19 protein-coding genes and 1 tRNA gene are annotated in these 26,422 nt (G+C 68.5%); 7 read left to right on the forward strand and 13 right to left on the reverse strand.

Features of this window, described 5'->3' with window-relative positions; genetic code table 11:
* Positions 1 to 46 precede the first annotated feature (46 nt).
* Together EPA99_RS13990 and EPA99_RS13995 are read left to right on the forward strand one after the other, a co-directional pair.
* Positions 47 to 1,906: an EAL domain-containing protein gene (locus tag EPA99_RS13990; protein ID WP_129471847.1), complete on the forward strand. Its 1,860-nt coding sequence runs from the start codon at positions 47 to 49 to the stop codon at positions 1,904 to 1,906.
* Positions 1,907 to 1,920: 14 nt separating this feature from the next.
* A complete protein-coding gene (locus EPA99_RS13995) occupies positions 1,921 to 4,395 on the forward strand; it encodes a hybrid sensor histidine kinase/response regulator (protein ID WP_241688396.1) in 2,475 nt (824 codons plus the stop codon).
* A gap of 345 nt (positions 4,396 to 4,740) precedes the next feature.
* Here the strand turns inward: EPA99_RS13995 and bfr are convergent, their stop codons facing one another.
* The 3 genes from bfr to EPA99_RS14010 all read right to left on the reverse strand — a co-directional run bounded on the left by bfr (position 4,741) and on the right by EPA99_RS14010 (position 6,293).
* Positions 4,741 to 5,211 carry a bacterioferritin gene (bfr, locus tag EPA99_RS14000; RefSeq protein ID WP_129471848.1) on the reverse strand — a complete coding sequence of 157 codons (471 nt, stop codon included), beginning with the start codon at positions 5,209 to 5,211 and terminating at the stop codon, positions 4,741 to 4,743.
* Between the two features lie 211 nt (positions 5,212 to 5,422).
* Positions 5,423 to 5,629, reverse strand: a complete 207-nt coding sequence (locus tag EPA99_RS14005) for a (2Fe-2S)-binding protein (protein WP_129471849.1) — start codon at positions 5,627 to 5,629, stop codon at positions 5,423 to 5,425.
* A gap of 64 nt (positions 5,630 to 5,693) precedes the next feature.
* Positions 5,694 to 6,293 carry an RNA pyrophosphohydrolase gene (locus EPA99_RS14010; protein WP_129471850.1) on the reverse strand — a complete coding sequence of 200 codons (600 nt, stop codon included), beginning with the start codon at positions 6,291 to 6,293 and terminating at the stop codon, positions 5,694 to 5,696.
* Between the two features lie 116 nt (positions 6,294 to 6,409).
* Between EPA99_RS14010 and EPA99_RS14015 the strand changes: the two genes are divergently transcribed.
* Positions 6,410 to 6,486 (forward strand) — tRNA-Met (locus EPA99_RS14015).
* A gap of 168 nt (positions 6,487 to 6,654) precedes the next feature.
* Here the strand turns inward: EPA99_RS14015 and EPA99_RS14020 are convergent.
* On the reverse strand, positions 6,655 to 7,626 hold the full coding sequence (locus tag EPA99_RS14020) for a hypothetical protein (RefSeq protein ID WP_129471851.1): 972 nt from the start codon (positions 7,624 to 7,626) through the stop codon (positions 6,655 to 6,657).
* A gap of 231 nt (positions 7,627 to 7,857) precedes the next feature.
* Positions 7,858 to 8,091: a hypothetical protein gene (locus EPA99_RS14025; protein WP_129471852.1), complete on the reverse strand. Its 234-nt coding sequence runs from the start codon at positions 8,089 to 8,091 to the stop codon at positions 7,858 to 7,860.
* A 309-nt stretch (positions 8,092 to 8,400) separates the two neighbouring features.
* Here EPA99_RS14025 and EPA99_RS14030 point away from each other — a divergent pair, with 309 nt between their 5' ends.
* Positions 8,401 to 8,856: a hypothetical protein gene (locus tag EPA99_RS14030; protein WP_129471853.1), complete on the forward strand. Its 456-nt coding sequence runs from the start codon at positions 8,401 to 8,403 to the stop codon at positions 8,854 to 8,856.
* 61 nt (positions 8,857 to 8,917) lie between these two features.
* Here the strand turns inward: EPA99_RS14030 and EPA99_RS14035 are convergent, their stop codons facing one another.
* The 5 genes from EPA99_RS14035 to EPA99_RS14055 all read right to left on the reverse strand — a co-directional run bounded on the left by EPA99_RS14035 (position 8,918) and on the right by EPA99_RS14055 (position 19,986).
* Complete coding sequence (locus tag EPA99_RS14035) at positions 8,918 to 10,924, reverse strand: glycoside hydrolase family 2 protein (RefSeq protein ID WP_206733764.1); 2,007 nt, start codon at positions 10,922 to 10,924, stop codon at positions 8,918 to 8,920.
* A 450-nt stretch (positions 10,925 to 11,374) separates the two neighbouring features.
* Positions 11,375 to 14,014, reverse strand: coding sequence for a beta-mannosidase (locus tag EPA99_RS14040; RefSeq protein WP_129471854.1), 2,640 nt, complete (start codon positions 14,012 to 14,014; stop codon positions 11,375 to 11,377).
* 31 nt (positions 14,015 to 14,045) lie between these two features.
* On the reverse strand, positions 14,046 to 16,493 hold the full coding sequence (locus EPA99_RS14045) for a GH92 family glycosyl hydrolase (RefSeq protein ID WP_425479211.1): 2,448 nt from the start codon (positions 16,491 to 16,493) through the stop codon (positions 14,046 to 14,048).
* A 254-nt stretch (positions 16,494 to 16,747) separates the two neighbouring features.
* On the reverse strand, positions 16,748 to 19,252 hold the full coding sequence (locus tag EPA99_RS14050) for an ABC transporter permease (protein WP_129471856.1): 2,505 nt from the start codon (positions 19,250 to 19,252) through the stop codon (positions 16,748 to 16,750).
* Complete coding sequence (locus tag EPA99_RS14055; protein WP_425479209.1) at positions 19,249 to 19,986, reverse strand: ABC transporter ATP-binding protein; 738 nt, start codon at positions 19,984 to 19,986, stop codon at positions 19,249 to 19,251. Before EPA99_RS14055 ends, EPA99_RS14050 begins: the two co-directional genes overlap by 4 nt.
* 106 nt (positions 19,987 to 20,092) lie before the next feature.
* On the opposite strand from EPA99_RS14055, the gene EPA99_RS14060 reads away from it, so the two are divergent.
* Together EPA99_RS14060 and EPA99_RS14065 are read left to right on the forward strand one after the other, a co-directional pair.
* Positions 20,093 to 20,683 (forward strand): arylesterase, encoded by a 591-nt coding sequence (locus EPA99_RS14060; RefSeq protein ID WP_241688398.1) that lies wholly within the window; start codon positions 20,093 to 20,095, stop codon positions 20,681 to 20,683.
* 120 nt (positions 20,684 to 20,803) lie between these two features.
* Positions 20,804 to 21,073: a hypothetical protein gene (locus EPA99_RS14065; protein WP_129471887.1), complete on the forward strand. Its 270-nt coding sequence runs from the start codon at positions 20,804 to 20,806 to the stop codon at positions 21,071 to 21,073.
* A gap of 80 nt (positions 21,074 to 21,153) precedes the next feature.
* Here the strand turns inward: EPA99_RS14065 and EPA99_RS14070 are convergent, their stop codons facing one another.
* Positions 21,154 to 21,798 (reverse strand): DUF3106 domain-containing protein, encoded by a 645-nt coding sequence (locus EPA99_RS14070; RefSeq protein WP_129471857.1) that lies wholly within the window; start codon positions 21,796 to 21,798, stop codon positions 21,154 to 21,156.
* A complete protein-coding gene (locus tag EPA99_RS14075) occupies positions 21,785 to 22,786 on the reverse strand; it encodes a DUF3619 family protein (protein WP_129471858.1) in 1,002 nt (333 codons plus the stop codon). The genes EPA99_RS14070 and EPA99_RS14075 overlap by 14 nt, the downstream gene beginning before the upstream one ends.
* A 459-nt stretch (positions 22,787 to 23,245) precedes the next feature.
* On the opposite strand from EPA99_RS14075, the gene EPA99_RS14080 reads away from it, so the two are divergent.
* Positions 23,246 to 25,444 (forward strand): primosomal protein N', encoded by a 2,199-nt coding sequence (locus EPA99_RS14080; RefSeq protein WP_129471859.1) that lies wholly within the window; start codon positions 23,246 to 23,248, stop codon positions 25,442 to 25,444.
* Here the strand turns inward: EPA99_RS14080 and EPA99_RS14085 are convergent.
* A complete protein-coding gene (locus EPA99_RS14085; RefSeq protein ID WP_129471860.1) occupies positions 25,438 to 26,241 on the reverse strand; it encodes an NYN domain-containing protein in 804 nt (267 codons plus the stop codon). The genes EPA99_RS14080 and EPA99_RS14085 overlap by 7 nt on opposite strands.
* Positions 26,242 to 26,422: the final 181 nt, after the last annotated feature.

Consider the following 26,422-nt stretch of genomic DNA (forward strand, 5'->3'; position numbering starts at 1 on the left):
ACGCCGAAAACCGCATAATGACGAAGTCTTGGTGAAACACTGACGCATGTCCCAGATCCCTACGTCGTTCGACCCCGCCCGTTCCCGCCCGCGCATGGAAGTCCCGCCGCCGGGCTACTGGAAACGCTGGGGCGAGCCCGCCCTGGATGACGCGCCAGCGCGCGCGATGGCCGAGTCCGAAGCCGATGGACAGGGCGATGGCACGGCCGGCGACGCGCCGGGCGCCGGGACACCGGCAGGCGCTGGCGGCCGTGCGGGCGGCGGCGAGACTGAGCCTCCTTTTCGCGTGCTGATCGTCGAGGACGATCGCGGCCAGGCCCTGTTCGCCCAGAGTGTGCTGCACGGGGCCGGCATGCAGGCCGAGGTGGAGCTGGACGCGGACAAGGTCATCGACACCCTGCGCAGCTTCCAGCCGGACCTGGTGCTGATGGACCTGCACATGCCCGGCAAGGACGGCATGGGCCTGACCGTGGTGATCCGCGAACAGCCCGAGTATCTGCACCTGCCCATCGTGTTCCTCACCGGCGACCCCGACCCGGAGCGCCAGTACGAGGTGCTGGAAAGCGGCGCCGACGACTTTCTCAGCAAGCCGATCCGCCCGCGCCACCTGATCGCCGCGGTCGCCAACCGCATCCAGCGTGCGCGCAAGCGCGCACCGGCCACGGCGGCGGCGGCGCCGGCCGCGACCCATCCGGAGACCGGCCTGGCCACCCGTGCGCACCTGCTGCAACAGTTGGGGTCGGCGCTGGAGGAAAAGGCCGTGGGCGGCCTGTTCTTCGTGGAGATCGGCGGCTCGCTGGGCCTGCGCGAGCGCTATGGCTATGCCAGCTTCGAGCAGCTCATGCTCGGCGCGGCGCGGCACCTTGGCGAGGTTGCAGCCCCGCACCCGGTCTCGCGCATGAACGACAACAGCTTCCTGGTGCTGGCGCGCGGCATGGAAGAGACCGCGCTGCGCGACTTCGCCCGCAAGCTGCAGCAGCAGCTGGCCGCCCATGGCATGTCGGTGCGCGGCGAGACCCTGCACCTGCGCTCGGCGGTGGGCTTTGCGCACCTGCCGCAGGCCTTCGGCGAGACCAGCGCGGCGCTGGAGGCGGTCGAGCGCTCGGCCCTGGCCGCGCGCCACCAGGCCGACAGCGTGGCCGTGTACGTTCCACCTGCGCCGGTGGAAGAGCAGGCCCGCCAGGCGCTGGCCGAAGCCACCCTGGAGCTGGCCTTCCAGCCCATCGTCTCGGTGGCCGGTGGCGACCTGGCCCAGTATCAGGCCCTCATGCGCCTGCGCCAGCCCGATGGCAGCGTGCTGCCGGCGGCCAAGGCCGTGCCGGTGGCCGAGACCAGCGGGCAGATCGTCGACCTGGACCGCGGCGTGGTCGCCAAGGCCTTGGACCTGATCGCCAACAATCGCGACAAGCAGCTGCGCATGTTCGTGTCGCAGTCCCCGCGCACCCTGACCCGGCCGGACGCCGCCACCTGGGTCAGCGAGCAGCTGGCCCAGCGCGGGCTGGAAGGCAAGTGCCTGGTCATCGACCTGCGCCTGGGCGATGCGCTGATCCACACCGTGGCCCTGCGCAGCTTCTGCGAGAAGCTGATGGGCGTGGGCGTGCAGTTCTGCCTGAGCCAGTTCGAGCCGGGCCTGGAATCCGAGGCGCTGCTCTCGCAGCTGCCGCTGGGCTATCTGCGCGTGTCCAGCCGCTACGCGGGCGCCCACAGCGATGCCCAGCTCAACGCCCAGCTCAGCGGCATCATCGAGCTGGCGCACAAGCAGGGCCTGCAGGTCATCGCGCAGCAGATCGAAGACCCGCAGGCCGCCGCCGCCATGTGGATGGGCGGCATCGATTTCATCCAGGGCAACCTGGTGCAGGGCGTCGGCAGCGAGCTGGGCTTCGATTTCCACAACGCGGTGCTGTAACGGAGCGGTAGAGGATGAGCGTGTCGCCGTGGGGGGGACGGCTGGCCGGCTTGAGTGCGCTGATGGGCGCGCTGGCGCTGGTCGCACTGGTGCTGGGGGTGCTGCGCGTGCCGGGCCCATGGGTGCTGGTGGCCATGCCCCTGTGCGCGTGCGCGGTGGTCCTGGCGGTGCTGTCGTCCCTGCGGGCCCGGGCCCTGCGCGAACAGGCCGAGACCCTGCAGGTGCGCGCCTCGATGGCCGAGTCCGAGCGCGACACCCTGCGCAAGGACCTGGGCCGCCACAGCCTGCTGGAAGCCCAACTCACCCAGGCCAAGCAGGCGGCCGAGTCGGCGGTGCTGGCCAAGGGCGAGTTCCTGGCCACCATGAGCCACGAGATCCGCACCCCGCTCAACGGCATCGTGCCGATGCTGGAGCTGCTGGGCAATGCGCCGCTGGGCAAGGACCAGCGCGACATGCTGGCCACGGCCATGGCCTCCTCGCAACAGTTGCTGCGCATCGTCGACGACATCTTGGACTACTCCAAGCTGGAGGCCGACAAGCTCGAGCTGGAGACCACCACCTTCAACCTGCGCGAGGTGCTGGACGGGGTCATCCAGCTGATGCAGCGCCCGGCCGAGTCGCGCAACCTGCGCCTGCAGCTGCAGTTGGACCCGGCCGTGCGCCTGTCGGTGCGTGGCGATCCGGTGCGGCTGCGGCAGGTGCTGACCAACCTGATCGGCAACGCCATCAAGTTCACCGAACGCGGCTCGGTCACCCTGGCCCTGCGCCGGCTGGGCGAGACCCAGCAGCAGCACCTGCTGCGTTTCGACGTGCGCGATACCGGCATCGGCATCCCCGCCGAAGCGCAGGAGCGGCTGTTCCGTGCCTTCAGCCAGGCCGATGCCTCCACCACCCGCCTGTACGGCGGCACCGGCCTGGGCCTGGCCATCTGCAAGCGCATCGTGGAGCTGGCCGGCGGCCGCATCGGAGTGGTGTCGCAGCCAGGGCGCGGCTCGACCTTTTGGTTCGAGATTCCCCTGCTCAAGGTCATCGGCGACCTGCAAGGGACCCATGCAAACCGGCTCAACGCCCACGTCCTGGTGGTCAGCCCCGATGTGCAGCTCTGCCAGCGCCTGCGCGCGCTGCTGCCGGGCTGGGGCTTCGGCCTGGCCTGCGTGGAATCGCCGCAGGAAGCGCTGGAACGGCTGCGCGGCCCCGGCGGCGAGCACATCGGCTGGGTCCTGGCCGACCTGCCGCGCCTGGGCGACAGCGCCCGCGCCCTGCAGCGCGGCCTGGGCCGCAGCCAGGTGAGCCTGGTCTGGCTCTACGGCGACCAACCGGTGCCCGAGGACCTGCGAGCCGATGCCGCGCAGATTCCGCGCCTGTCGCCCAACAGCGCCCTGCGCGCCATCCTCACCCAGCAGGAATTCCCGACCACGGCCGTGGAGGATGAGGCCGCCACGTCGGTGGCGCCCGAGCTTCCCATCGGCGAGCCACCCGCGCAGCCCGGCGAGGCTGGACCACCGTCGCCCGCGCAGCCACACGCTGCTGCACCGCCGCTGCCCGCGCAGGCCAAGGCGGCGCACGGTCCGATCCTGCTGGTGGAGGACAACCCGATCAACCGGGCGGTGGCCGAGACCATGCTGCGCGTGCTCGGCCACAGCTGCGACCATGCCGAAAATGGCGCACTGGCCATCGAGAAGATGAGCGCCAAGCGCTATGGTCTGGTGTTGATGGACTGCCAGATGCCGGTGCTGGACGGCTACAGCGCCACGCGCCGCTGGCGCCAGCGCGAAGCCGAGCTTCCGCAGCTGCCGCGCCTACCGATCGTGGCGATGACCGCCAACGCCATGGCCGGCGACCGCCAGCGCTGCCTGGACGCGGGCATGGACGACTACCTGTCCAAACCGGTGTCCCGCGAGCAGCTGCAGGCCTGCATCGGTCGCTGGATGCAGGCCGGGGAGGCCCAGGGCACGCCTGACCAAGCCCACGCCATCGCGCCGCCGGACCCGTCCATGCCGTCGGCCGCTTCCGCGCCACCGCATACGTCGCCCGCGCAGCCAGCCGGCGACAGCCCCACATCGTCGCCTGCCTTGCCTGCTGCATCGGTGCCGGTGGCGGCACCCTCGCTGGCGGCAGCGCCGCGCAGCTCGGTGATCCAGACCCCGGTGCTGGACACTTCGGTGCTGGATGAACTGTTCGAGGTGGTGGGCAAGGAAACGGCCAAGATCGTCGGGCTGTTCCTGGAAGACACGCCGAAGCTGATCGCCGCACTGGAAGCGGCCGCGGCCGCCTCGGACCTGGCGGCCCTGCGCATGCCGGCGCATACGCTGAAGTCCTCGGCCGCCAACCTGGGGGCGATGACCCTGTCGGCCGCTGCCCAGCGGATCGAGCTGGGCAGCCGCAACGGCCACCTGGAGCGCCCCGCGGTGGCCGTGGCCCTGGTGATCGCCGAGTTCGCCCGCGCGCGCCTGGCGCTGCAGGCCTACCTCAACCGGGTCGGCGGCTGAGGCTAGCGCCGCGGGCGAGACGCAGGTGTGGGAGATGCCCCAGCCGCGAAGACCGGCGACTGCACTCTGCCCCCGATTCCTGGACCCCTGTTCCTGCCGAAGCCTGCGCGGCTGCGCCAGGCGAAGTTGTGGGAACGGCTTCAGCCGCGAAGGGGACTTCCCGGCAAAGCCCGCCCCGAGGCTGATGGCCTCAAGGCCACCTGGAGTTGCCCCCACCACGATGGCCGGCAGCAGCAGCTGCATTCAGACCCTGACTCTCGTCTGGCGGCGGTGGTGGATGAAAATAGCGTCATCCACCCTACGAAGGGTGGCGACGCGATTCCGAGCCGTGCGGTGCCGGGCGGCTTAGTCCTCGATCTTGCTGAGCAGGTAATTCGGCTCGCCAATGCGCTCGATCAGGTCAAGCTGGGTCTCCAGCCAATCCACGTGCTCTTCCTCGCCTTCGAGGAAATCCACCAGCAGCTGGCGGCTGACGAAGTCGTTGGTGCTTTCGCAGTACGTGACTGCCTCGCGCAGCAGCGGCAGCGCATCCATCTGCAGGGCCAGGTCGCAGGTCAGCATCTCGCGCGGGTTCTCGCCCACGCGCAGCTTGCCCAGCGCCTGGAAGTTCGGCAGGCCTTCCAGGAACAGGATGCGGTCGGCCAGCTTGTCGGCGTACTTCATCTCGCGGATGGAGGCCTTGTACGCATGCTCGTACAGCTCGTGCAGGCCCCAGTTCTTGAACATCTTGGCGTGCAGGAAGAACTGGTTGATGGCCGTCAGTTCGATATAGAGCACCTTGTTGAGGTACTCGATGACCTTGGCGTCGCCTTTCATGTCAGCGCTCCGGCGCAGGGGAAAGCGCGCAGCTTACCGAGCCCGCTAGGCAGGCAAAGGAACGCGAATCGTGATCATCCTGATTGCACGCTTGTGCTGGCGTGCGTGCATCCCCAACCGTAAGCCTCAGAAAGCGCCGTGATGGACTGCGGCTTCAAAACGCCAGGCGGGAATGTGGGGCGCGGCAGCGCCGAGCGACCAGCAGCTCCGCTCAGGCCGCCTCGGCCAACGGTCCTGGCAGCACCGCCAGCGGGAAGGCATGCACACTGGCCAGAATGTCGCCGGCCATCTCCAGGCAGCTGCCACAAGTCGCGCCGCAGCCGGTCCGCATCGTCAGCTCGGACGTGGTCCGGCAGCCCTCTTCGGCGGCCTGGCGGATCTGATGGTCGGTGACCCCATTGCAGATGCAGACGTACACGGCGTTACCACGGCGGACGCGCCAAACCGGCGCGTGCCCATTCAAACGCCACTGAGAATGATTGTCAATTGTCCCCGGCGGGACGTTGTTCAGCCGGATTGCGGGGACGTGACCGATGTCGCGCCCGGCCCCGCGCGTGGGATTCCCCAGTGCGCAGCAGACCGGCCTGGGGCACCGCCTGCGCCCCAGCGACCCCGCGCGCCAGCGGCGCCAGGTGGCGCAGCGCGCGGGCGTACACGCCGCGCTTGAACATGACCACGTGGTCAACCGGGTACCAGAAGTCCACCCAGCGCCAGTGGTCGAACTCCGGGGTCTCGGTCAGGTCCAGGCGCAGGTCGCTTTCCTCGCCCAGCATCTGCAGCAGGAACCAGACCTGCTTCTGGCCGATGCAGACTTGGCGCTCGTTGCGCCGCACCGCCCGCTGCGGCAGGCGATAGCGCAGCCAGCCGGGCGTGGCGCCCAGCACGTCGACGTGGTCGGGCAGCAGCCCGGTCTCCTCGCGCAGCTCGCGGTACATGGCCTCCAGCGGCGTCTCGTCGCTGTTCATCCCGCCCTGCGGGAACTGCCAACCGTCCCGACGCACGCGCCTGGCCCAGAACACCCGCCCATCCGGCCGCATCAGGATGATGCCGACATTGGGTCGAAAGCCGTCCGGATCGATCATGATGCGGACTCCCTAAATCTACTGGGGACGAATGTGCCACGCCCGGCGGGGCGCCTCAACTCCAAAGAAATGGATTGACAGCCCCACCCCGGACATGAAAAATACGCGGTTCCTGCGGCTATGTAGCTCAGCCGGTTAGAGCACAGCACTCATAATGCTGGGGTCGGTGGTTCGAGTCCACCCATAGCCACCAACGCGCAAAGCGTTGGACGCCGCAGGAAGCCAGCAAGGGTCCGACGTCCTGGAACTTCCAGTCGAGTCGGGCCTTTTTTCGTTTGTCATGTTGCGCCGCCGATCGTGGTGGGCCGACAACTCTGGTTCGCCCTTTCCCCATTGCACCCACGGACGAAGGGTTCCAGCGTTATCCGCCGCCATCCTTCTTGAGATACAGGCGCTCAAACGATACTGGTATCTGCTCGAGTTCCTCCTCCAGATAGTCCACGCTGGAGATTGACTCGAGCCAGAGCAAGAAGGTGTCGTCGGTAAAGTAGTTGCGCACCTCATCCACTACGCGACGGCAGGCATCTTCGGGCAGCCACATCGTCAGTACAGGACTGCCCGAATCGTCAGCTATCGCCAGTCCCGGCCCAAGACAGTGGGACCACTCCCAGCCGACATTCGGGTATGCCTCCGTTTTTAGCTCAGAAGGCCACGTCTTGGCTCCTGTCAGCAGCTCATTCGCGCCGACCAGCCAGGCGATGAGCTGGGCGCGCCAGTGGGGCGATGAAATTTCAAGAACAGAGCGGAACCATGTCGTCACTGCAGGCGCAGGCAGATACTTGATACATAGGAAAAGCGACGCGCTCAGATCCCCACTGGCGTCATACCAGCGCCACGTCCGCGCCGGATTGTTGTTCGAACGATGAAGGAACGTGCCGACCACGATCTGATCCGCACTCCAGCACTGCGGCTCCATGACGCAGCGTCCCAGCGTCGCAAGTACGTCCTCTCCAAACCCGGGATACGGTTGCCGATGGATGCCGTTCGGATACTGCGTCATGAAGCAGGTGATGAGCAGTTCGACGAGTGAATACACAAATGCGTCGTGACCGCGGGGGACGAGTTGTGCCAGCAGATAGTGGTACCACTCCCTCCACTCCTCAAAGGGTCCGAATGAGCTGGTGCCGCTCGCAATCTCGCCCAGGGCAATCTGTAGGTCCCAAATGCTCATGTTGCCGAGCTCGCCCTGAAGCTCGGGAAACATCTTGCGCTGCTCGCTCATGAACCAGGCCTCGCCCATGGGCTGCTGCGGCTTTCTGAAATGAAGCCGCAGGCGAGCGAGCGCGACCTGGTCTATCCCCACGCCTGGTGTCCATACGAAGCCTTGATCCATGCACAACCCTCAAGCGATGTGGTCCGCAGGCCCGTCGGCCTGAGAGTATGTAGATGCTACAGGGAGCGTCCCTAACGACGCGCATCGGCTCACCAAGTATCAAGCGGCTGGCAAGGACTCCATGCGCTGGACATTGACGAGCCAGCGCGGCTCCGCTTAATCGTCAGGCGAAACATGACTCAACGCCGAGCATTGCTCGGCCGACTCCATGATCGCTGCTGAGTTGTCCGATCACCCCGTCCGCGTATCGCTGGGATGCCGCGGCGGCTCCTCGCCCTTGAGCAGGGCTTCGGTGCGTGCGTGCTGCCAGAGCGCGGTGTCCCACACCAGTCGGGCATTGCCGTCGAAGTGGTCGAACTTGCGCTCCAGGCGCGTGACCGCGGAGAACGCGCGGTATGCCAGGCAGAGTGCGCCCAGCGAGAACAGCGCGCAGCTCGCGCTGATGACTGCAATCAGATGATCCATGTCCAATCCCTGTTCGGCCGTGCAGGGTCGCCTGGCACCACGCAGCCGTGCCGGGCAAACAATCGCGCGAAGACGCCTGCAATCGTGTCCTCATTAAACCGGACACGACATTGCGCAGGCCACTGCGAACGTGAACCGTGGGGTACCGGCGCGGTGATTTATTGTGCAGGTCTCCGTGTTCGCTGACAGCAAGGACAGGTTGCGCGCGTTCATTTTTTAACAAGGACCCGCGCGTTCTCCTCGGGGCATCCACGTGGGATGCAGCAGCGCGTTGCTACGCTTGGCGCCATACCCATCAAGGACGCTGCAATGAACTGGATCTCATCCGCCGGGCTGTTGTCGCTGCTTGCCGTGGCCGCACCTGCGCTGGCGCAATCGGATCGCGAGGTCGCCGAGGCGATGATCACGCGCGCGGCCAATGTCTGCCCGGGCCACAGCGCCGAGCGCACCAATGCCACCGTCAAGGCCGTGCCGGTGGGGGCGCTGCGCGTGATGCTGGAGCGCGGGCTGACGATGTGTCCGGACCGACGCCTGGATGCCTCGGCGCCGGCGGCCTTCTATGGCCGGTACGGCGTGTTCCAGTGGAATCCCGAGGTCAAGGCGGGTGCCAGCGTGATCGTGCAGAAGATCGATGCGATGACACGCAAGGACGAGTTTCCGCCCGAGACGCTGGTGTGGGACGCCGATGGCAAGGCGCTCACGCAGCGGACGGTGCCGGCCTTCGAGCCCAAGCCTGGCGCCGCGGTGCTATACCGCGTGCGCTGAGACCTTCGCTTTCATCCATCGCTGCGGCCCGCTCCTGATAACGGAGCGGGCCGCGGCGCGCTCACTTGCCGCGCTTCTTGGCGTCGGCCTTCTCGCCGTGATCGAACAGCGGCGCATGCACCTTGTAGAACGCCGCGGCGGGGATCTTGCTGACCTCACGGTCATAGGTCAGCAGGCCGTTGATCTCCCCTTCCACGTCGGTGGTCTGCGTGTACACCGCCGCACTCAGCCCGACCTCGCGCGCCTGGCGGATGACCTCGGTGTACTTGCGCTGGTAGCGGGCCAGGTAGTCGTCCTTGTCCTTGGCGGTCTGGTAGCCCCAGTTGCGATTGGCAGGGAACCACAGGTGTCCTTCGACCGGCAGGCCGATGCCGCCGAACTCACCCATGACGATGGCGCGATGGGTCTGCCGCGTCGGCACATGCGGGACGTCCTCGTAGGTGTGGATGTCGAACATGTCCGAGCCCGCGTCGCCGGTATCCAGCCAGCCGCTGACCTTGTTGACAGTGCGGCTCGGGTCCAGCTCCTTGACCGCCTTGGCCAGGCGCGTGGAAGCGTACTGCCCCCAACCTTCGTTGTTGACCACCCAGGTGACGATGGAGGGATGGTTGCGCAGGTCGCTGATCATGCGCAGCAGCTCGTATTCGAACTCGTCGGACACGCGCGTGGGGAACAGCACCTCGTCGTTGGACTTCATCCGCACGAACTGGTCCAGGCTGTTGTCCTCTTCGCCCGAGGGCATGTCCTGCCAGATCATGATGCCCATCTTGTCGGCCAGGTGGTAATACTGGGCCGGCTCGACCTTGATGTGCTTGCGCAGCATGTTGAAGCCGGACTTCTTGAGGAAGTCGATCTCGAAGGCCATCGCCTCCTCCGACGGCGGGGTCAGCAGGCCATCGGGCCACCAGCCCTGGTCCAGCGTGCCGTTCTGGAAGACCGGCTGGTTGTTGAGCAGCAGCACCGGCTGGCCGGGAATCCGCCCCTTGCCCAGCGAGCTCTTGCGCATGGCGAAGTAGCTTCGCACGGTATCGACCGGCTTACCCTGCACCTGGGCCTTGGCATAGGTCTGCGCTTCGATCTCGGTGATCAGTGAATCGTCGCGCTCGCCATTGGGGCGGTGCTGCGAGGCATTGGCCTGGTCGAACGGCTTGGCCACCTTCACCAGCTCGACATCCAGGTCGTAGAGGAACGGGTTGTCCGGCGTCCACAGCCTGGCATCTGGCACTGGCAGGCGCGTGCGGCGATTGGCGCGGATCAGCTTGGTGGACACGACCTTGCCGCCAGCCCTGGCGGTGATGCGCACGGCGTCGTCATCGTCGGCGCTGCGGTTGAGCGCGACCTCCACGTCCAGCATGCCGGCATCGATGTCCGGGGTGACGTTGACGTTCTCGATGTGCAGCTTCGGGACCGGCTCCAGCCACACGGTCTGCCAGATACCGCTAACGGGCGTGTACCAGATGCTGCGCGGATTGAGCTGCTGCTTGCCACGCGGCTGCGGGCCATCGGAGGTCGGGTCGGTGACCTGCACGACGACCTCGTTCTCGCCTGACTTCAGGTAGTCGGTGATGTCGAAGAAGAAGGTGTCCGAGCCGCCCCGGTGGGAGCCCACCACGCCGCCGTTGACCAGCACGTGGGCCTCGTAATCCACCGCGCCGAAATTCAGCAGCACGCGCTGGCCCGCCCACTCGGCGGGGATGGTGAAGGTGCGGCGATACCACAGGCGATCGTTCGGCGTGACCGCGCGGGCCACGCCCGAGAGCCTGGACTCTGCCGCGAACGGCACCAGGATCTTGCCATCCATGCTGTCGGGCTGGCCTTGCGTCTTGGGCCGGATGGCGTAGTCCCACTGCCCATTGAGGTTCTGCCACTGCGCGCGCTGCATCTGCGGGCGCGGATAGCTGCGCCAGGCGTTGTCTGGCGTCACCGCCTTGCCCCAGCGGGTGATCAGGTCGCTAGTGTAAACATGGCCCTGCTTTGCACCGGCAACGTCCTGCGACCAGGCATGCGGTGCAAGCGCGAGCAGTGAAGCGGCGAGTGCGAACGAAAGGGCGTTGGCCTTGAGCGTCATGGTCCCGAATCCTTCTGAGGGCGAGACGGCCACGGCAGGCGCACTCGCATTGGGCTGATTGGACTGCCCCGAAACGACGGAAGGTGCGACGACAGACGCGTGACCTTGCATACGAAGCGCGACAGATGGCCTGTATAGCGCGACCCTTAATGTCTGACAATATGACGAATGGCGAAAGCGGCTACCGCGATGGCGGAAACCGGCGTCTTGATCGACAGACTCGCGCACGCGAAGTACAGCATGCGCTCTAACGCACCGCGCACTTGCCAGCGCTCAGCTTGTTGAACCTCGAACAGCTCGCATCCTGTGGGAGCGGCTTCAGCCGCGAAGGGGCTTTCACGGGAAGGCCCCTTCGGCGGCTGATGGCCCTAGGTCACCCAGAGCCGCTCCCACAAGGCCAGGTGGCATGGGCTCACCCGCTCGGCTGGAGTCCAGCTGTTCGTGGTGCACTTACCTCGTCCCGCGCTGCCCCGCATCGGCCAGCGACTGCACGCGCAAGGCCTGCTTGAGGTCCTGCAAGCTGGCGCTGCCGCGCAGCCGCAGCACGCGCTGCTCACCGGCAAGCAGGTCGAAGGCATTGTCCTCCGGCACCACGTCCAGCGCACCGAAGTCGATCCACACCGCGCGCGCGAACTTGGCGCTGCGCAGGGTCAGCACGAAACCCTCGCCATCGGCCGCGATGGTCGAGGCGATCGATGTCGCCGGCAGCTGCAATTGCTTGGCCGCATCGAAGTAGACCACGCGCCGCGCCAGCGACTGCTGGCCGTCCATCAGCTCGAACACCGCCAGCGTGCGCCGCGGGTCGGCGCCCTTGAGCAGTTGTGCATCGCTGAACTGCGCGACCTGCATGGCCGATTGCGCCGCAAGCTGGACCTCATGCCGCTGCTCGCGCAGCACGCGTCCATCGACATCCATCACCCGCAGCCGCCATTGCAGCGGCAGTGCGGTATCGCGGTCGGACAGCAGGGTCAGCCGGGTCACGCCCTCGCTGCGCAGCGCCGCCACCGCCAGATCGGCGAAGAAGCGCCGCGCATGGAAATGCAGCGCCTTCCAGCGGCCACGGTAGTCCACGCTGGACCACGAAGCGCCCTGCCAGACATCGTTAAGCTGCCAGTACAGCGAGCCCATCGTGTACGGCCGCGAAGCGCGGTGGTGCAGCGCCGCCAGCTCGATGCCGTCGGCCTGCATCACCTGGCTCAGGTAGACGAAATCGGCGAAGTCGCGCGGCGTGCCGTACTCGCGCTCGATGTAGTGCAGCAGGCGCGTGTTGCCCTCGCCGGCCATGAACTTCTGGTGGGCGCGGATGACCGGCCCGTCGATGCGCTGCTCCTCGGGCGTGGCGAACTCGTCCACCGTGCGCAGCGAGGGCCAGGCCTGCAGTCCGTACTCGGACATGAAGCGCGGCGTCTGCAGCAGGTAGGCCTCCGCCGGCAGCGCCGGGTTGCCCCAGACTTCCCAGTAGTGCTTGTCGCCGCGTGTGGAATCGTTGGCCTTGGTGTCCAGGTCATTGCTGGGCGAACTGGCCCAGTACGGCACGCCCAGCGCCTCATCGGCCACCACCTTGCGCAGGTCCTGGCCGAACAGCGCCACGTAACCGTCCCACACCGTCTTGGCGAATGCCGGATCGGCCGCCTCGAGCTTGCTGCCGTGGCCCCAGTCCTTCCATGCGGTTTCTTCTTCGTTGTTGCCGCACCACAGCACGATGCTGGGGTGATGGCGCAGCCGACGGATGTTGTCGCGCGCCTCGGCCACCACGTTGGCGCGGAAGGCCGGGTCGTAGCCCGGCTGCATGCCACCGCCGAACATGAAGTCCTGCCAGACCATCAGGCCCAGCTCATCGGTCAGGTCGAAGAACGCCTCGTCCTCGTAGTAGCCGCCGCCCCAGTTGCGCACCATGTTCATGTTGGCATCGCGCGCGGCCTGCAGGTCGCGCCGCAGGCGCTCGCGGGTCACGCGCGAAGGAAACGCGTCGAAGGGAATGACGTTGGCGCCCTTGGCGAAAATCGGCTTGCCGTTGACCACGAAGGCAAAGCCCTGTCCGCCTTTGGCGTCTGACTCGCGCTGCAAGGCCACGGTGCGCAGGCCGATGCGGCGCTCAAGCGTGTCGGTGCCCTCGTCACCGGCGACCCGCGCGCGCACTGTGTAGCGTGCCTGCTCGCCGTGCCCGGCCGGCCACCAACGGCGGGGCGACTGGATGCGCACCGGCAGACTGATCTCGCCCGTGCCCGGGGCTGAGAGGGTCTGCGTGGCGGTATGCACACGCTTGCCGTCCGGGTCCAATATCTCCAGCGCAACCTGCAGCGCCTGGTTGGCGTCGCGCTCAACCTCCAGGTCCACCTCCAGCTGCGCGGCATTCGCGTCCAGCGCGCGCGTGTTGACCACGATATCGCGCAGGCGCGGCCCACTCCAGGTCTCCAGCCGCACCGCCCGCCAGATGCCGGCGGTGACGTAACGCGGGCCCCAATCCCAACCGAAGTGATAGCCCGGCTTGCGCACGAAGTTGCCGACCATGGCATCGGCCGGTTCGTCGCCGTAAGGCGAGGGATAGTTGCCGGCGATCTTGTGCGGCATGGCCTGCACCTTGGGCAGCAAGGTGCGGATCGGCGAGCGGAACACCACGCGCAGGGCGTTGTCCTTGGCCTTCAGACGGCCTTGTACCGGCACGCGCCAGGTGCGGTGGCTGTTGTCGGCCTGCAGCAGCGGCTTGCCGTTGAGCGTGACCTCGGCGAACGTGTCCAGGCCTTCGAACACCAGCTCGGCATGCGCCTTGGCCAGCGTGTCCGCATCCAGGTCGAAGCGGGTCTCGTATTCCCAGGCGCCCAGCCCGATCCACTGCAGGCCGGCCTCGGCCGCCCCGACATAGGGGTCGGGGATCAGCGCATTGGCCAGCAGGTCGGTGTGCACCGTGCCCGGCACCTGCGCCGCATGCCATTGCGTGGCCTGGCGATGCTCGGCCGCCTGCGCATCGTCGGGCAGCAGGCGAAAGCGCCAGCCCTCGTGCAGCGCACGCAGCTGCGGCGCGGCCAGGGACGCCGCGCTGCACACGAGCAGCGCGAGGAAGGTGCAGCAGCGTGCCGCCGCGCCGCGCATCAGGCGCTCCTGATCCAGGCCAGCCCCGTGCTCATCGGGCGGCCCAGTCCAGGCGCGCCCCGTCCACGGCGCAGGCGCCGGCCGGCAGATCCTGCGCGCGCGTGCCCCAGCCCTGCTCCGGTGCGGTGCTGGTCAGGTCGAAGCGCAACGTGCCGCCCTGCTGCAGCTGCTCCCAATCCAGCCAGACCTGCGCGTGCGACTTGCCGTCCACGTGCACACCGTCGACGAAGCGCGGCTGGCCATCGCCGGCGCCGGGCGCCTCGATGCGCAGGCGCTTGCCGTTGGCCAGGGCGATGTCCACCCGTGCGAAACGCGGCGCGTGCAGCAGGAACTGACCGGTGCCCGGCACCGCCGGATACAGGCCCATCGCGCTGAACAGATACCAGGCCGACATGGTGCCCAGGTCGTCGTTGCCGGTGACGCCGTTGGGCGCATTGGTGAACAGGGTCTGCGCGGCGTTGAGCACCGTGGCGGTCTTCCACGGCTGGCCGATCAGCGTGTACATCCAGGGCGCGTGCAGGTCCGGTTCGTTGTTGGGGTTGTAGCGGTACTGGTTGTAGTAGCTGTACGGGCCGACCACCCACTCCTTGCGCGCGGCGTGCGCCGGATCGGCCACCAGGGCGTCATAGGCGAAGAACATGTCCAGGCGACGTGCGGCCTGGTCGCGGCCGTGCATGGCTTCCACCAACCCCGGCACGTCCTGCTGCGCCAGCCACTGGTACTGCCAGGCCGTGCCTTCGTGGAAGCCGTGCTGCGAGCGCGGGCTGTAGTGGTCGTTGTTGGGCACGTACCACTGGCCATCGTCGGTGCGCGCACGCGGGAAGCCGGTGAAACCTGCCTCCTCGTCCTTCACGTCCGGGTCCCAGATCTTGTGCCAGTTGCGGCCACGGGTGCGCAGGGTCGCCGCATCCTCGGCATGACCCAGCGCGCCGGCCATCTGCGCCAGCGAGCAGTCGGCCAGGGCGTATTCCAGCGTGGCCGAGCCGCCGTGGTGCGGATCCACGTCCATGCCCTTGGACGGGAAGGTCAGGTCGTACTGGACGAAGCCATCCTTGAGGTAGCGCGCATTGCCCGAACGCCCGCCCATGCGCGAATCCAGCTTGGGCATGCTGAAGGCGTTCTCGCGCAGCGCCGCATAGGCCTCGGACTCACGCCCCTTCAGCGCGCCGAACCGCCACAGGTCCACCAGGAACGGGGTGGCCGGGTCGCCGGTCATGATGTTGGTCTCGTAGTTGGCATAGCCCCAGCGCGGCAGCCAGCCACCCTGCTCGCGGATGGCCAGCATCGTGCGCGCGATGTCCGCCGCTTCCTTGGGGCGCAGCAGCGCCAGCAGCTGGTTCTGCGAGCGGTAGGTATCCCACAGCGAGAAGTACTCGTAGTAGGTCCAGCCATCGGCGGTATGGATCTTGTCGTCGTAGCCGCGGTAGCGGCCATCGACGTCACTGCCGGTCATGGGCTGCAGCAGCGCGTGGTACAGCGCGGTGTAGAACACGGCGCGGTCGTCCTTGCCGGCGCCCTGCACCTGGACGTCCTTCAGCTCCTTGTTCCAGTCGGCCTGCGCAAGCTTGCGCATGGCATCGAAGCCCAGCAGCTTGCCGCCCTGCATGCCATCGGCGCGCAGGTTGGCGCGGGCGCCTTCGATATCCACGTGCGAGATCGCCGAGACCACGGTCACCTCGCGCTGCTTGTTCAGCGCGAAGGTCAGCCATGCGCCGTTGGGCTTGGTGTGGCCCTGCATGCTGTGGCGGCCATTGGGCACGCCGCCTTCCTCGCCCCACACGCCGTGCGCGGTGAAGGGCTGGTCGAACTCCAGGCGGAACCAGGTGGTGTACTCGTGGCCACCGCAGAAGCTCTGGGTGGTGACACGGCCTTCCACCACGCGGTCGCCAACGATCTCCACGCTGCTGCCGATCACTCCGTGGCGCTCGTTGGCCTGGGCCACGTTGACCAGCACCTGGCCCTCGCTGGTGCCCGGCGCGAAGGTGTAGCGCTCGGCCGCCGCGCGGGTCTGCGCGGTGGCTTCGGCCTGGATGCCGCCGTAATCGGTCAGCTTTACGCGGTAATAGCCGGCCTGGCCGACTTCGCCGTCGTGGGTATAGGCCGAGGCATAGCTACGATGGTCGAAGCGCTTCGGGTCGCCGGTGTCGAAGTCCGCGCCGGGGCCGATCTTGCCGGTCACCGGCAGCACCGACACCTGCCCGCCCTGCTCCCAGCAACCGGCGCCGGAAATGAAGGAGTGTCCGAAGCCGCGGATCTTGGGGTCGTCGTAGCGCCAGCCCGAGTAGTGCGAGCCGATGGGGCTGACCTGGATCAGGCCGAAAGGCGCCGAAGCACCGGGGAAGGTGTTGCCGTCATCCTTGCTGCCGATGAAGGTGTTGACCTCGCTGGCCAGCGAAGCGGCAGCGGCGTGCGCGTCGTGGGCGGACAGCGTGCCACCGACCAGAACGGTGGCAGCCAGGGGGAGCAGGAGCGATCGCATCATCGAAACATCCATCCGGTGTGTGCAGTGGACAGCGGCATCCGACGCAGCGCGCGAGGCACGGATTCGTCGGATTCCCCGATTTGTAACGATTTAAATTCATCACAACTCGGGCAATCGCGCATCGTGCAACGCAACATCGCCTACCCTGCCCGGCCTGCGGCATCCACAACGAAAAACCCCGCCGGAGCGGGGTTTATGCGATTCAAGCAAGCGCGGAACACCCGAGGATGCCGCCCCTGCCCAGGGCCTGGTCACTGCAGTTCGCGCAGGGTCACCGACGGCGGCGCATCCAGCACCCGGCGCGTGGCCGCCATGCCGGCCACCAGGGCCGCCAACATGCCCAGGCCGCCGCCGACCAGCGCCAGCTTCCAGTTGAACGTCCAGGGCAGGTCGAAGACCCGCGTGGCAATGACGCCGGAAAGCACCGAGGCGGCCACCGCGGCCACCAGGCCGGACAGCAGGCCGATGGCGGCGAATTCCGAGGCCTGCGCCATGCGCAGCTGGCGTCGGCTGCCGCCCAGCACCCGCATCACCCCGCCTTCCAGCAGGCGCTCGTCCTGACTGGCACTGACCGCCGCCATCAGCACCAGCAGGCCGGCGGCCAGCGAGAACCAGAACACCACCTGCACCACCGTGGAGACCTGGTCGGCGGTGCTGCGCACCTGCTTGAGCACCGCATCGACGTCGATCACCGACAGATTGGGAAAGGCCTGCACCAGCTGGGCGGTGAAGCGCGGCTTGCTGGGCGGCACGCTGACCGCAGTGATCCAGCTGGCCGAATAGCCCTGCAGCGCGCCAGGCGAGACCAGCACGAAGAAGTTCGGGCGGAAGCTCTCCCAGTCCACCTTGCGCAGGCTGGTCACACGCCCGGGCAAGGGCTGGCCGGCCACGTCGAAGGTCACCGTGTCGCCGATCTTCCAGCCCAGGTCCTTGGCAAAGCCCTCTTCCACCGAAAACTCGGTCGCCGCCGGTTTGCCGCTGCCCCAGAACCTGCCGGCGGTGACCTGATTGTCATCGCGCAAGGCGTCCATGGTGGAGAGGTTGAACTCACGGTCGGCCCGGCGCCGGGTCTGGCCCTCTTCGTAATCCTCCGCGCGCACGGCCTTGCCGTTCACCTGGGTCAGGCGCGCGCGCACCATCGGGAACAGCACCGGCTCACCCAGGTCCTGCGCGCGCAGGAAATCGTGCACCGGCTGGGTCTGATCGTCCTGCACGTTGATGATGAAGCGGTTGGGCGCATCGGCCTGCAAGGCCAGCTGCCAGCGGTCCAGCAGATCGGTGCGCACGAAGGTCAGCAACAGCAGCGCCATCAGGCCCAGGCCCAGTGCGGAGATCTGCGCGATGCTGGTGCTGGCGCGGCGACTGACATTGGCCAGCCCATAGCGCAGGCTGCCGCGCAGGCGCGCGCGCAGCCGGCGCACGGCCAGGATCATCAGCCAGGACAGCAGCGCCAGCACCGCCAGGGTGCCGACGATGCCGATCAGCATGGCCCCGCCGAGCGCGGCCGAGCCGGCCTTCCACCACAGCAACGCGCCCAACCCGGCCAGTGCGGCAATGGCCACCAGCCAGGCGCTGGGCTCGGTCGCATCCAGGTCGCGCCGCAGCACGCGCAGGGCCGGGACCCGGCGCAGGGCCAGTACCGGGGGCGCACCGAAGGCCAGCAGCACCACCAGGCCGGTGGCATAGCCCTGCACCGCCGGGACGAGGCTGGCGGCGGGGATGGACACGCCCAGCGTGCGCGCCAGCCAGCTGCCGATGCCCCACTGCAGGCCGAAAGCGATCGCCACGCCCAGCGTGCAGGCCAGCAGCCCCAACAACATCAGCTCGCCCACGTACACCGCCACCAGGGTGCGCTGCTGCGCGCCCAGGCAACGCATCACCGCCACGCCGGACAGGTGCCGCTCGCTGTGGCGGCGCGCGGCCATGGCCACGGCCACCGCGGCCAACACCACCGACACCAACGCGGCCAGGCCAAGGAAGCGTCCTGCGCGGTCCAGCGCCGAGCGGATTTCCGGCCGCGCGTCCTGCACCGTCTCCAGGCGCTGTCCGCGGCCCAGGGCCGGACGTGCGCGCTCGACGAAGCGCTCCACCGCGCCGGCTTCGCCGGCGATCACCAGCCGATAGCGGATGCGGCTGCCGAACTGGATCAGACCGGTAGCCGGCAGGTCCGCCTCGTTGAGGAACACCCGCGGGGCGACATTGAAGTAATCCATCGCCGCATCCGGTTCCTGCACCACCAGGGCGGCCAGGCGGAAGTCGGCATCGCCGATGCTCACGGTGTCGCCCAGCCTGGCGTCGAGCGTGTCGGCCCCGGCCTGGGTCATCCACAGCGTCCCGCGCGCGGGGATACCACGTGCGTCGTGCTCCTGCGGCTGCTGCGCATCGACCACCCGGAACGCGCCGCGCAGCGGGAAGCCCTCGCCCAGCCCGCGCAGGTCGCCCAGCCGCAGCGAGGCATCCTCGCCCTTGCCGACGCGGATCATCGTGTCCAGTTCGGTGGTCTGGGTGCGCTTCAGGCCCGGTGCCTGCGCGGCCTGCAGCAGCTCACCCTTGAGCGCGGTATCGCTGCGCACCACCGCATCGCCGCCCAACAGGCGGTTGGCCTCGATGGCCAGCGCGCGCTCGGCGCGATCGGTGACGAAGCCCACTGCGGTGACCGCCACCACCGCCAGCACCAGCGCGGCCAGCAGGATGCGGATCTCACCAGCGGCCAGGTCGCGCCGCAGCTGGCGCCAGGCCAGCGACAGGCTTCTCATGCGCCCACCAGCTTGCCGGCATCCAGGCGCAGGCTGTGCCCGCAGCGCGCGGCCAGGCCTTCGTCGTGCGTGACCAGCACCAGGGTGGTGCCGCGGCTGGCATTGAGGTCGAACAACAGCTCGATGATGGCCGCGCCGGTGTGCTGGTCCAGATTGCCGGTGGGCTCGTCGGCGAACAGCACCCGCGGCCCGGTGACGAAGGCGCGGGCCAGGGCCACGCGCTGCTGCTCACCGCCGGAGAGCTGCCGTGGATAGTGACCCAGCCGCCCGCCCAGGCCGACCTGCTCCAGGATCTGCCGCGCCGGCGTCTCCGGATCGGCATCGCCGCGCAGCTCCAGCGGCAGCATCACGTTCTCCAGGGCGGTCAGCGAAGGCAGCAACTGGAAGCTCTGGAACACGAAGCCCACCGCTTCGCCGCGCACCCGGGCGCGGCCGTCCTCGTCCAGCGTGGACAGGTCCTGCCCGGCCAGCAGCACGCACCCGCCGCTGGCCGTATCCAGGCCGGCCAGCAGCGACAGCAGCGTGCTCTTGCCCGAGCCGGAGGCACCCACGATGGCCACCGTATCGCCCGGGGCGATCCGGAAGCTGATGTCGTGCAGGATCGTCAGCGGACCGCCCGGCAGCTCGACCTGCTTGCGCAGGTGCTGCACGTCCAGGGCCATGCTGCTGGCCGTGCCGCCGGCGGCGGATGCGATGGCGGAGGTTTCATCGTGCAGCGGGGTCGGCTGGGACATCATGTTCCTTCGATCGCATCGGAGACGTGGGATGACATCAGGTTATGCAGTCTGGCGCCGTCGGGTGCAATGTGCCGTCGGTCCTGTCCTGCTGGCGGTGTTGCTGATGGCTTCACCTTCGCTGATGGCCCAGCAGGCCGCGGCCAAGGCCAGGACCGTCCTGGTGATGGGCGACTCGCTCTCGGCCGCTTACGGCCTGTCGGCCCCGCAGGGCTGGGTGGCGCTGACCGCGCAGCGCGTGCAGCAACAGAAGCCGGGCTGGCGGGTGGTGAACGCCAGCATCAGTGGCGAGACCACCGCCGGCGGCGCCTCGCGCGTGGCCGCCGAGCTCAAGCGCCACGCACCTGACGTGATCGTCATCGAGCTCGGCGCCAACGACGGCCTGCGCGGGCTGCCGCTGGCGCAGTCGCGTGCCAACCTGGACAAGATGATCACCACCGCGCAAGGCGCTGGCGCGCGCGTGCTGCTGATCGGCATGCAGATCCCGCCGAACTTTGGGCGCGACTACACCCAGGGCTTCCAGGCCATGTTCAAGACCCTGGCCCAGACCCACAAGACCGCCTTCCTGCCGTTCCTGCTGGAGCCCATCGCCAGCGACCGCGCCAATTTCCAGGACGACAACCTGCACCCGGTGGCCGCGGCCCAGCCCAAGCTGCGCGACCATGTGTGGACGCAGCTGGGCCCGCTGCTGAAGTAGATCGGACGCCTCGTCAATCGGTGCCGCACAACCAAGCCTCAACGAAGGCTTCATGGCGGGACAACATGAGGCTGGACAGGATGGGGACGCCAACCACCCACCTGCAGAGGCATCGATATGTTGCGAGCAATCTTCGTCGGCGGCGTCGTGGACAACAGCGAGATGGACATGGACGGCGAGCGCCCCCCGGTGCATTACCCGGAGAACGGCGGCAGCGGCCATGCGCGGTATCGCCTGCATCTGGTCGGCGAACGCGAGGACGGCAGCGTGGCCTATGCGGTCTACGGCGCGCCGGACGTGCCGGAAGACGAAGTGGAACGGATCACCGAGGAGCGTGGCTATGCGCGTCGGTTCGATGCCCAGCCCTCACCGGCGCCCCAGACGCACTGACGCGACGAACGCGCCTATCGCCAGGTTCCTGGCATCGGGGTGATCCGATAACGTGCCGCCCCGGTGCCGGAGTGCCCGACTTACTGCTGCAGCCTTGCAGCCAGCCATTGTCCCCGCGCTGCGGCTGGCTCGGCCAGCAGGGCATCGCGCAGGGCCTGGCGGTCCTGTGGTGGCGTGCGTTGGATCAACACCGCCAGTGATGCCCGCTCGGCAGGGGCCATCGACCTGATCGCCTGCAACAGCGCGTCGTGCTGCACCTCGGGCACGAAGGCCAGCAGCGGATGCAGGCCTGCGTAGTCAGCTCCCAGTGCCGGCCCCAGCCGCCAGCCATGGCGAACCAGCCGGTCCTGCGCGTCGAAGGTCGCCTGCAGCCGCTCGCGCTCGGCGGCGGGCAGTGCATCGAACCGCGCGGCGGCCTCGGCCAACTGCTTGCGCTCGCTGTCGCTGAGCGCCGATAGCGCGGCGTAGCGCGCACGGGCCTCCGCACGTCGGCCGGGCGAAAGCGACTGCCATGCCTGCACCGTCGCTTCCGCGATCACCGGGGCCGGGCCATCATCGGTGGGGATGCCCGCCACTTCACTCGCTCCCGCGGACGCGGCCGCCGTCGCGGCCTGCGTTCCCGTGCCGGGAGCGGCATCAGGGCCCGGCAGAATCTTCCAGATCACCATGCCAGCCACGCCGGCCAGCAACAGCCCAGCGGCGGTCAGGACGCTAGAGCGCTGCATCGCTGCGGTCGTCCTCGGTTTCGGGTGCAGTGTCTTCGGGCGCCTGGTCCTGCGGCGGCCGGGCATCGACCGCGCCAGCCGCATACCAGGCCAGCAGATCGGCACGCTCGGCCAGCGCGCGGCCCTGGGCATCGGCGAGCAGCCGCGCATCGCTCGGTGTCGGCGGCCCGGGTTGCGGCGCCGGCGCATCGCCCAGCGGCTCGGCCGGCGTGGGCCCGTCCTGCGGAATCAGGGAAATCCCATCGGCTCCGGCTTCCGGCGCGTTGCGCGGTCGTGCCGGCGCATCGCTGCGCAGGTAGTAGCCGGCCACGATCGCCGCCGCGCCGAACAGCAACAACAGCGCCGCGATCCAGCTCCAGTGCAGCCGGCGGCCACCGGCGGGCCGTTCGGCCTTGGACCTGGCGGGAGTGGCGGCGGGCTTCGCGGAGGGAGCCACCGCAGGCGCCGGTTCACGGCCGACGATGGCCAGCTCGCGCAGCTGCTCCAACCGTTGCAGCGTCGCCGGCTCCAGATTGCGCAGGCGCTGCTGAATCGCCTCGGCCAGCGCCCGCCAGCCCTCGGCGTCGGGCTCGCCCTCGGCATCGCGTGGGCAGCCCTCGGACAGCGCGATGCGATAGCCCTGCAGCGTGGTGGACATGGCCGCGGCGGCGGCGTCTTCCTCCAACCCGGCCACCAGGCGCAGCAGCAGCGCCAGGCGCGGCCCGCTGGCATCGTGCAGGGCCTGGAACCCAGGCACCTTGGGGACCTGATCGCCCGGCTGGCGCAACTGCGGCATGGCCGCCAGCAGGCGCCAGAACCGGTCGGGCCAGGCGGCCATCGGCAGCGTCGCGGCCTGGGTGCGGAAGGCACGCAGGGCGGCGATCAGCGCCTTCTCGGCCAAGGCCGCGCTGCCGGACTGCAGCTCGGCCAGGACCAGGCCACGTCGTTCCACGCCCTTGAGGAAGGCCGACACGGCGGCGGGTGCAGCGGAACTGGGCGTGGCGGACATCAGTGCTTCAAACCGGACTTGGCGCACATGATAGCGACCCCGCCTGCCGGGCAGGCCTGCCGGCCTTCACGTCATGTCGTCCCAAAAGCGGTCAGCCCACGGCAGGTCAATGGCTTACGCCCAAAGACGTTGTGCACAGCGGTCATCCAATCTTCATAAGGGACGGCCCACGCGCCCCGGGACGCCATGTTTCAACTTGGTTTCACACCTAAGCACATGATCCAAAAGGATAAAGTGCGCCTGGTGTTTTTTTCGCCAAATTAACCTCAGGCCAGTGTGAACGGCCATTTCGGCGTGGAGCCAAGCCACGATGCACAGGCTTATCCACAGGCGGTGTGGATAAGGGGGAATTCCCAATCGTGACGGGCAGTTGCGGGCCATTCATCACCGCCGGGCCAGCTCCATGCTGCAACTTCACATGACCTGCAGCTCGGTGAACTGGCCCGCTAGACTGTCCCGATGCCCCCGGTCACCACCCTGCGCGTCGCTCTGCCGGTCCCCCTGCCGCGCGTGTTCGATTACCTGCCGCCAGAGAGTCTCAAAGTTGAGGGAGAACTATCCGGGCGACGGGTCCGGGTGTCCTTCGGCAGTCGCGAGCTGGTCGGGTTAATTGTCGGCGAAGGCGAAGCCCAGGACGCCGACGCACTGAAGCAGGCGCTGGAACTGCTGGACCCGGCCCCGCTGCTGGCCGGCGAGCTGTGGCAGTCGCTGCAGTGGCTGGCCCGCTATACCCATGCTCCGCTGGGGGAGGTGCTGGCCACTGCCTTGCCGGTGCCGCTGCGGCAGGGCGAACCGCTGGCAGAAACCCGCCCCTGGGCCTGGCAGCTGACCGAAGCCGGCCACACCAGCGCGGCCAGCCTGCGCACCGGCACCCGCCCCCAGCGCCTGGCTGAGCTGCTCCAGGCCGGCACGATGGCCGAGGCGCTGCTGGACGACCGCCTGGAAGGCTGGCGCGAGGCCGCACGCAATCTGGCCAAGCGCGGGTTCGCGATACGCGTCCTGCGGGACGCGGCGACCGCCGCGCCGGTGCCGGCGTTGACCCTGACACTCAATCCGGAGCAACAGGAGGCCGTGGCGGCCCTGCGCGCCGGCGCGGGCTTCCGTCCGATCCTGCTGGAGGGCGTCACCGGCAGCGGCAAGACCGAGGTCTACCTGGAGGCCATCGCCGACTGCATCGCCGCCGGCAAGCAGGCGCTGGTGCTGGTCCCGGAGATCGGCCTGACCCCGCAGACGCTGGCGCGGTTCCGCCGCCGCCTGGGCGTGCCGGTGCACGCGCTGCACTCGGGCCTGTCCGACACCGAGCGTGCGCAGACCTGGGCCGCCTGCTGGCGCGGCCAGGCGCAGGTGGTGGTGGGCACCCGTTCGGCGGTGTTCGCGCCGTTGCCGCGGGCCGGTCTGATCGTGATCGATGAGGAGCACGACGGCAGTTACAAGCAGCAGGATGGCATCCGCTACCACGCCCGCGACTTCGCCCTGGTGCGCGGCAAGGCGCTGGACGTGCCGGTGATCCTGGGCAGCGCGACGCCCTCGCTGGAGACCCTGCACAACGTCCACGCAGGCCGTTACGGCCATCTGCGTTTACGCCAGCGCGCCGGCACCGCGCAGGCGCCGGAGGTGCGCGTGGTGGATGTCCGCAAGCGCCCCCTGGAAGCGGGCCTGTCGCCGGAGACCCTGGCCGCCATCGACCGCCACCTGGGTCAGGGCGGCCAGGTGCTGGTGTTCAAGAACCGCCGCGGCTATGCGCCGGTGCTGCTGTGCCACGACTGCGGCTGGAGCGCGCACTGCCGCCGCTGCAGCACACCCCTGCACAGCTCGCCGATGACTGTGCATGCGGCTGGCAAGCGCCTGCAGTGCCACCACTGCGGGCAGCGCCAGTCCGCGCCGCTGGCCTGCCCGGACTGCGGCGGCCTGGCCCTGCAGCCGCAGGGCGTGGGCACCGAGCGCCTGGAGGAAATGCTGCTGCAGCGCTACGCCACGGTGCCGGTGCTACGGATCGACCGCAGCACCACCGCACGCAAGGATGGCCTGGAAAAACTGCTGGCCCAGCTGGCCGATGGCCCCGGGGTGCTGGTCGGCACGCAGATCCTGGCCAAGGGCCACGACCTGCCGCGGCTGACGCTGGTGGTGGTGGTCGGCGTGGATGAGGGACTGTTCTCCAGCGATTTCCGCGCCAGCGAGAAGCTGGCCCAGCTGCTGGTGCAGGTCGCCGGCCGCGCCGGGCGCGCGCAACGTCCCGGGCAGGTGTGGCTGCAAACCCACCATCCTGGCCACCCCCTGCTGGAGACCCTGGTCCACGGCGGCTATCGCGCCTTCGCCGATGCCGAGCTGGTGCAGCGCCAGGCCGCCGGCTTCCCGCCTTTCGCCCACCTGGCCCTGCTGCGCGCCGAGGCCAAGCACAGCGACCCGCCGCAAGCCTTCCTGCAGCTGGCGCGCCGCGCCCTGGAGGAGGCCAGCGGCGGGTCGCTGGAGATCAGCGGCCCGGTCCCGGCGCCCATGCCGCGCCGCGCCGGTTACCAGCGCATGCAGCTGATCGTATCGGCCAGCCAGCGCCGCGAGCTGCACGCCGCCCTGGATGCGGTCCTGCCCGCCCTGTACGAGCGCCAGGAGGCCCGGCGCGTGCGCTGGTCGCTGGACGTGGACCCGATCGACCTCTACTGAGTCGCGGCCGGCTTGGACCTGGCCTTGGCCTGCTTGGCTGCGGCCTGCTTGGCCGCCGGCTTGTTCTGCAGACGCCGCACGTACAGGGTCTTGCCGTCCTTCTTCACCTCGAACAGCCCGATGGCCGCGATCAGATCGCTGAGCTTGCCGTAGCCGTAGTTGCGCGAATCGAACGAGGCCTGGTTGGCGATCTGGCTGCCCACCGCGCCCAGGTGCGCCCAGCCCTCCTCGCCTTCAGCCGCCTCCACCGCGCTGCGCAGCATCTGCACCAGCCGCGTGTCCTGGCGCAACTCGGCGCTGGGCTTCCTCGGTTGCGCGGCGGTGCTGCCGTGCTCGGCCGGGTTCTCGGCGTCCGGCTGCTGGCCCAGCGCCTCCAGGTAGGTGAAGCGCGAACAAGCGTTGACGAACGGCGAGGGCGTCTTCTTCTCGCCGAAGCCGTACACCTTCACGCCCTCGGTCAGCAGCCGCATGATCAGCGGCGTGAAGTCCGCATCGCTGGAGACGATGGCAAAGCCATCCAGCTTGCCCGCGTACAGCAGGTCCATCGCATCGATGACCATGGCCATGTCCGAAGCATTCTTGCCGCTGCTGTAGGCGAACTGCTGCATCGGCCGGATGGCGTATTCGTGCAGCACCTGTTCCCAGCCCCGCAGATGCGGGTTTTTCCAGTCACCATAGGCGCGGCGCACATTGGCCACGCCGTAGCGCGCCACCTCGGCCAGCACCAGGTCGATCTTGGACGCCGGCGCGTTGTCTGCGTCGATCAGCAATGCGATGCGTGTATCGGCTTCTGTCATGTCCGCCCTCCATTGACGAGATCACGGCACCAAGTATCGGACAATGCCTGCGAGGTCCGCGTCAGGCATGCGAACATTTCCGCCATGTCGTTTCCGGTGCCCCGTCTGCCGCAGGCCCGCGCGCCCATGCCCGCGCCCGTCGCCCATTCCTCGCCGCGCGCAGCACCAGATTCCTCAGACG

Source organism: Pseudoxanthomonas composti (assembly GCF_004122095.1).
Taxonomy (GTDB): Bacteria; Pseudomonadota; Gammaproteobacteria; order Xanthomonadales; family Xanthomonadaceae; genus Pseudoxanthomonas_A; species Pseudoxanthomonas_A composti.

Coding starts and splice junctions, on each gene's coding strand:
- EPA99_RS14070 (WP_129471857.1), bottom strand. CDS start 21,798: ATGCAGCGCTCTAGCGTCCTGACCGCCGCTGGGCTGTTGCTGGCCGGC.
- EPA99_RS14025 (WP_129471852.1), bottom strand. CDS start 8,091: ATGGATCATCTGATTGCAGTCATCAGCGCGAGCTGCGCGCTGTTCTCG.
- bfr (WP_129471848.1), bottom strand. CDS start 5,211: ATGAAAGGCGACGCCAAGGTCATCGAGTACCTCAACAAGGTGCTCTAT.
- EPA99_RS14085 (WP_129471860.1), bottom strand. CDS start 26,241: ATGACAGAAGCCGATACACGCATCGCATTGCTGATCGACGCAGACAAC.
- EPA99_RS14040 (WP_129471854.1), bottom strand. CDS start 14,014: ATGCGCGGCGCGGCGGCACGCTGCTGCACCTTCCTCGCGCTGCTCGTG.
- EPA99_RS14020 (WP_129471851.1), bottom strand. CDS start 7,626: ATGGATCAAGGCTTCGTATGGACACCAGGCGTGGGGATAGACCAGGTC.
- EPA99_RS14080 (WP_129471859.1), top strand. CDS start 23,246: ATGCCCCCGGTCACCACCCTGCGCGTCGCTCTGCCGGTCCCCCTGCCG.
- EPA99_RS14030 (WP_129471853.1), top strand. CDS start 8,401: ATGAACTGGATCTCATCCGCCGGGCTGTTGTCGCTGCTTGCCGTGGCC.
- EPA99_RS13990 (WP_129471847.1), top strand. CDS start 47: ATGTCCCAGATCCCTACGTCGTTCGACCCCGCCCGTTCCCGCCCGCGC.
- EPA99_RS14060 (WP_241688398.1), top strand. CDS start 20,093: ATGGCTTCACCTTCGCTGATGGCCCAGCAGGCCGCGGCCAAGGCCAGG.
- EPA99_RS14010 (WP_129471850.1), bottom strand. CDS start 6,293: ATGATCGATCCGGACGGCTTTCGACCCAATGTCGGCATCATCCTGATG.
- EPA99_RS14045 (WP_425479211.1), bottom strand. CDS start 16,493: ATGCGATCGCTCCTGCTCCCCCTGGCTGCCACCGTTCTGGTCGGTGGC.
- EPA99_RS14035 (WP_206733764.1), bottom strand. CDS start 10,924: ATGACGCTCAAGGCCAACGCCCTTTCGTTCGCACTCGCCGCTTCACTG.
- EPA99_RS14055 (WP_425479209.1), bottom strand. CDS start 19,986: ATGTCCCAGCCGACCCCGCTGCACGATGAAACCTCCGCCATCGCATCC.
- EPA99_RS14075 (WP_129471858.1), bottom strand. CDS start 22,786: ATGTCCGCCACGCCCAGTTCCGCTGCACCCGCCGCCGTGTCGGCCTTC.
- EPA99_RS14050 (WP_129471856.1), bottom strand. CDS start 19,252: ATGAGAAGCCTGTCGCTGGCCTGGCGCCAGCTGCGGCGCGACCTGGCC.
- EPA99_RS13995 (WP_241688396.1), top strand. CDS start 1,921: ATGAGCGTGTCGCCGTGGGGGGGACGGCTGGCCGGCTTGAGTGCGCTG.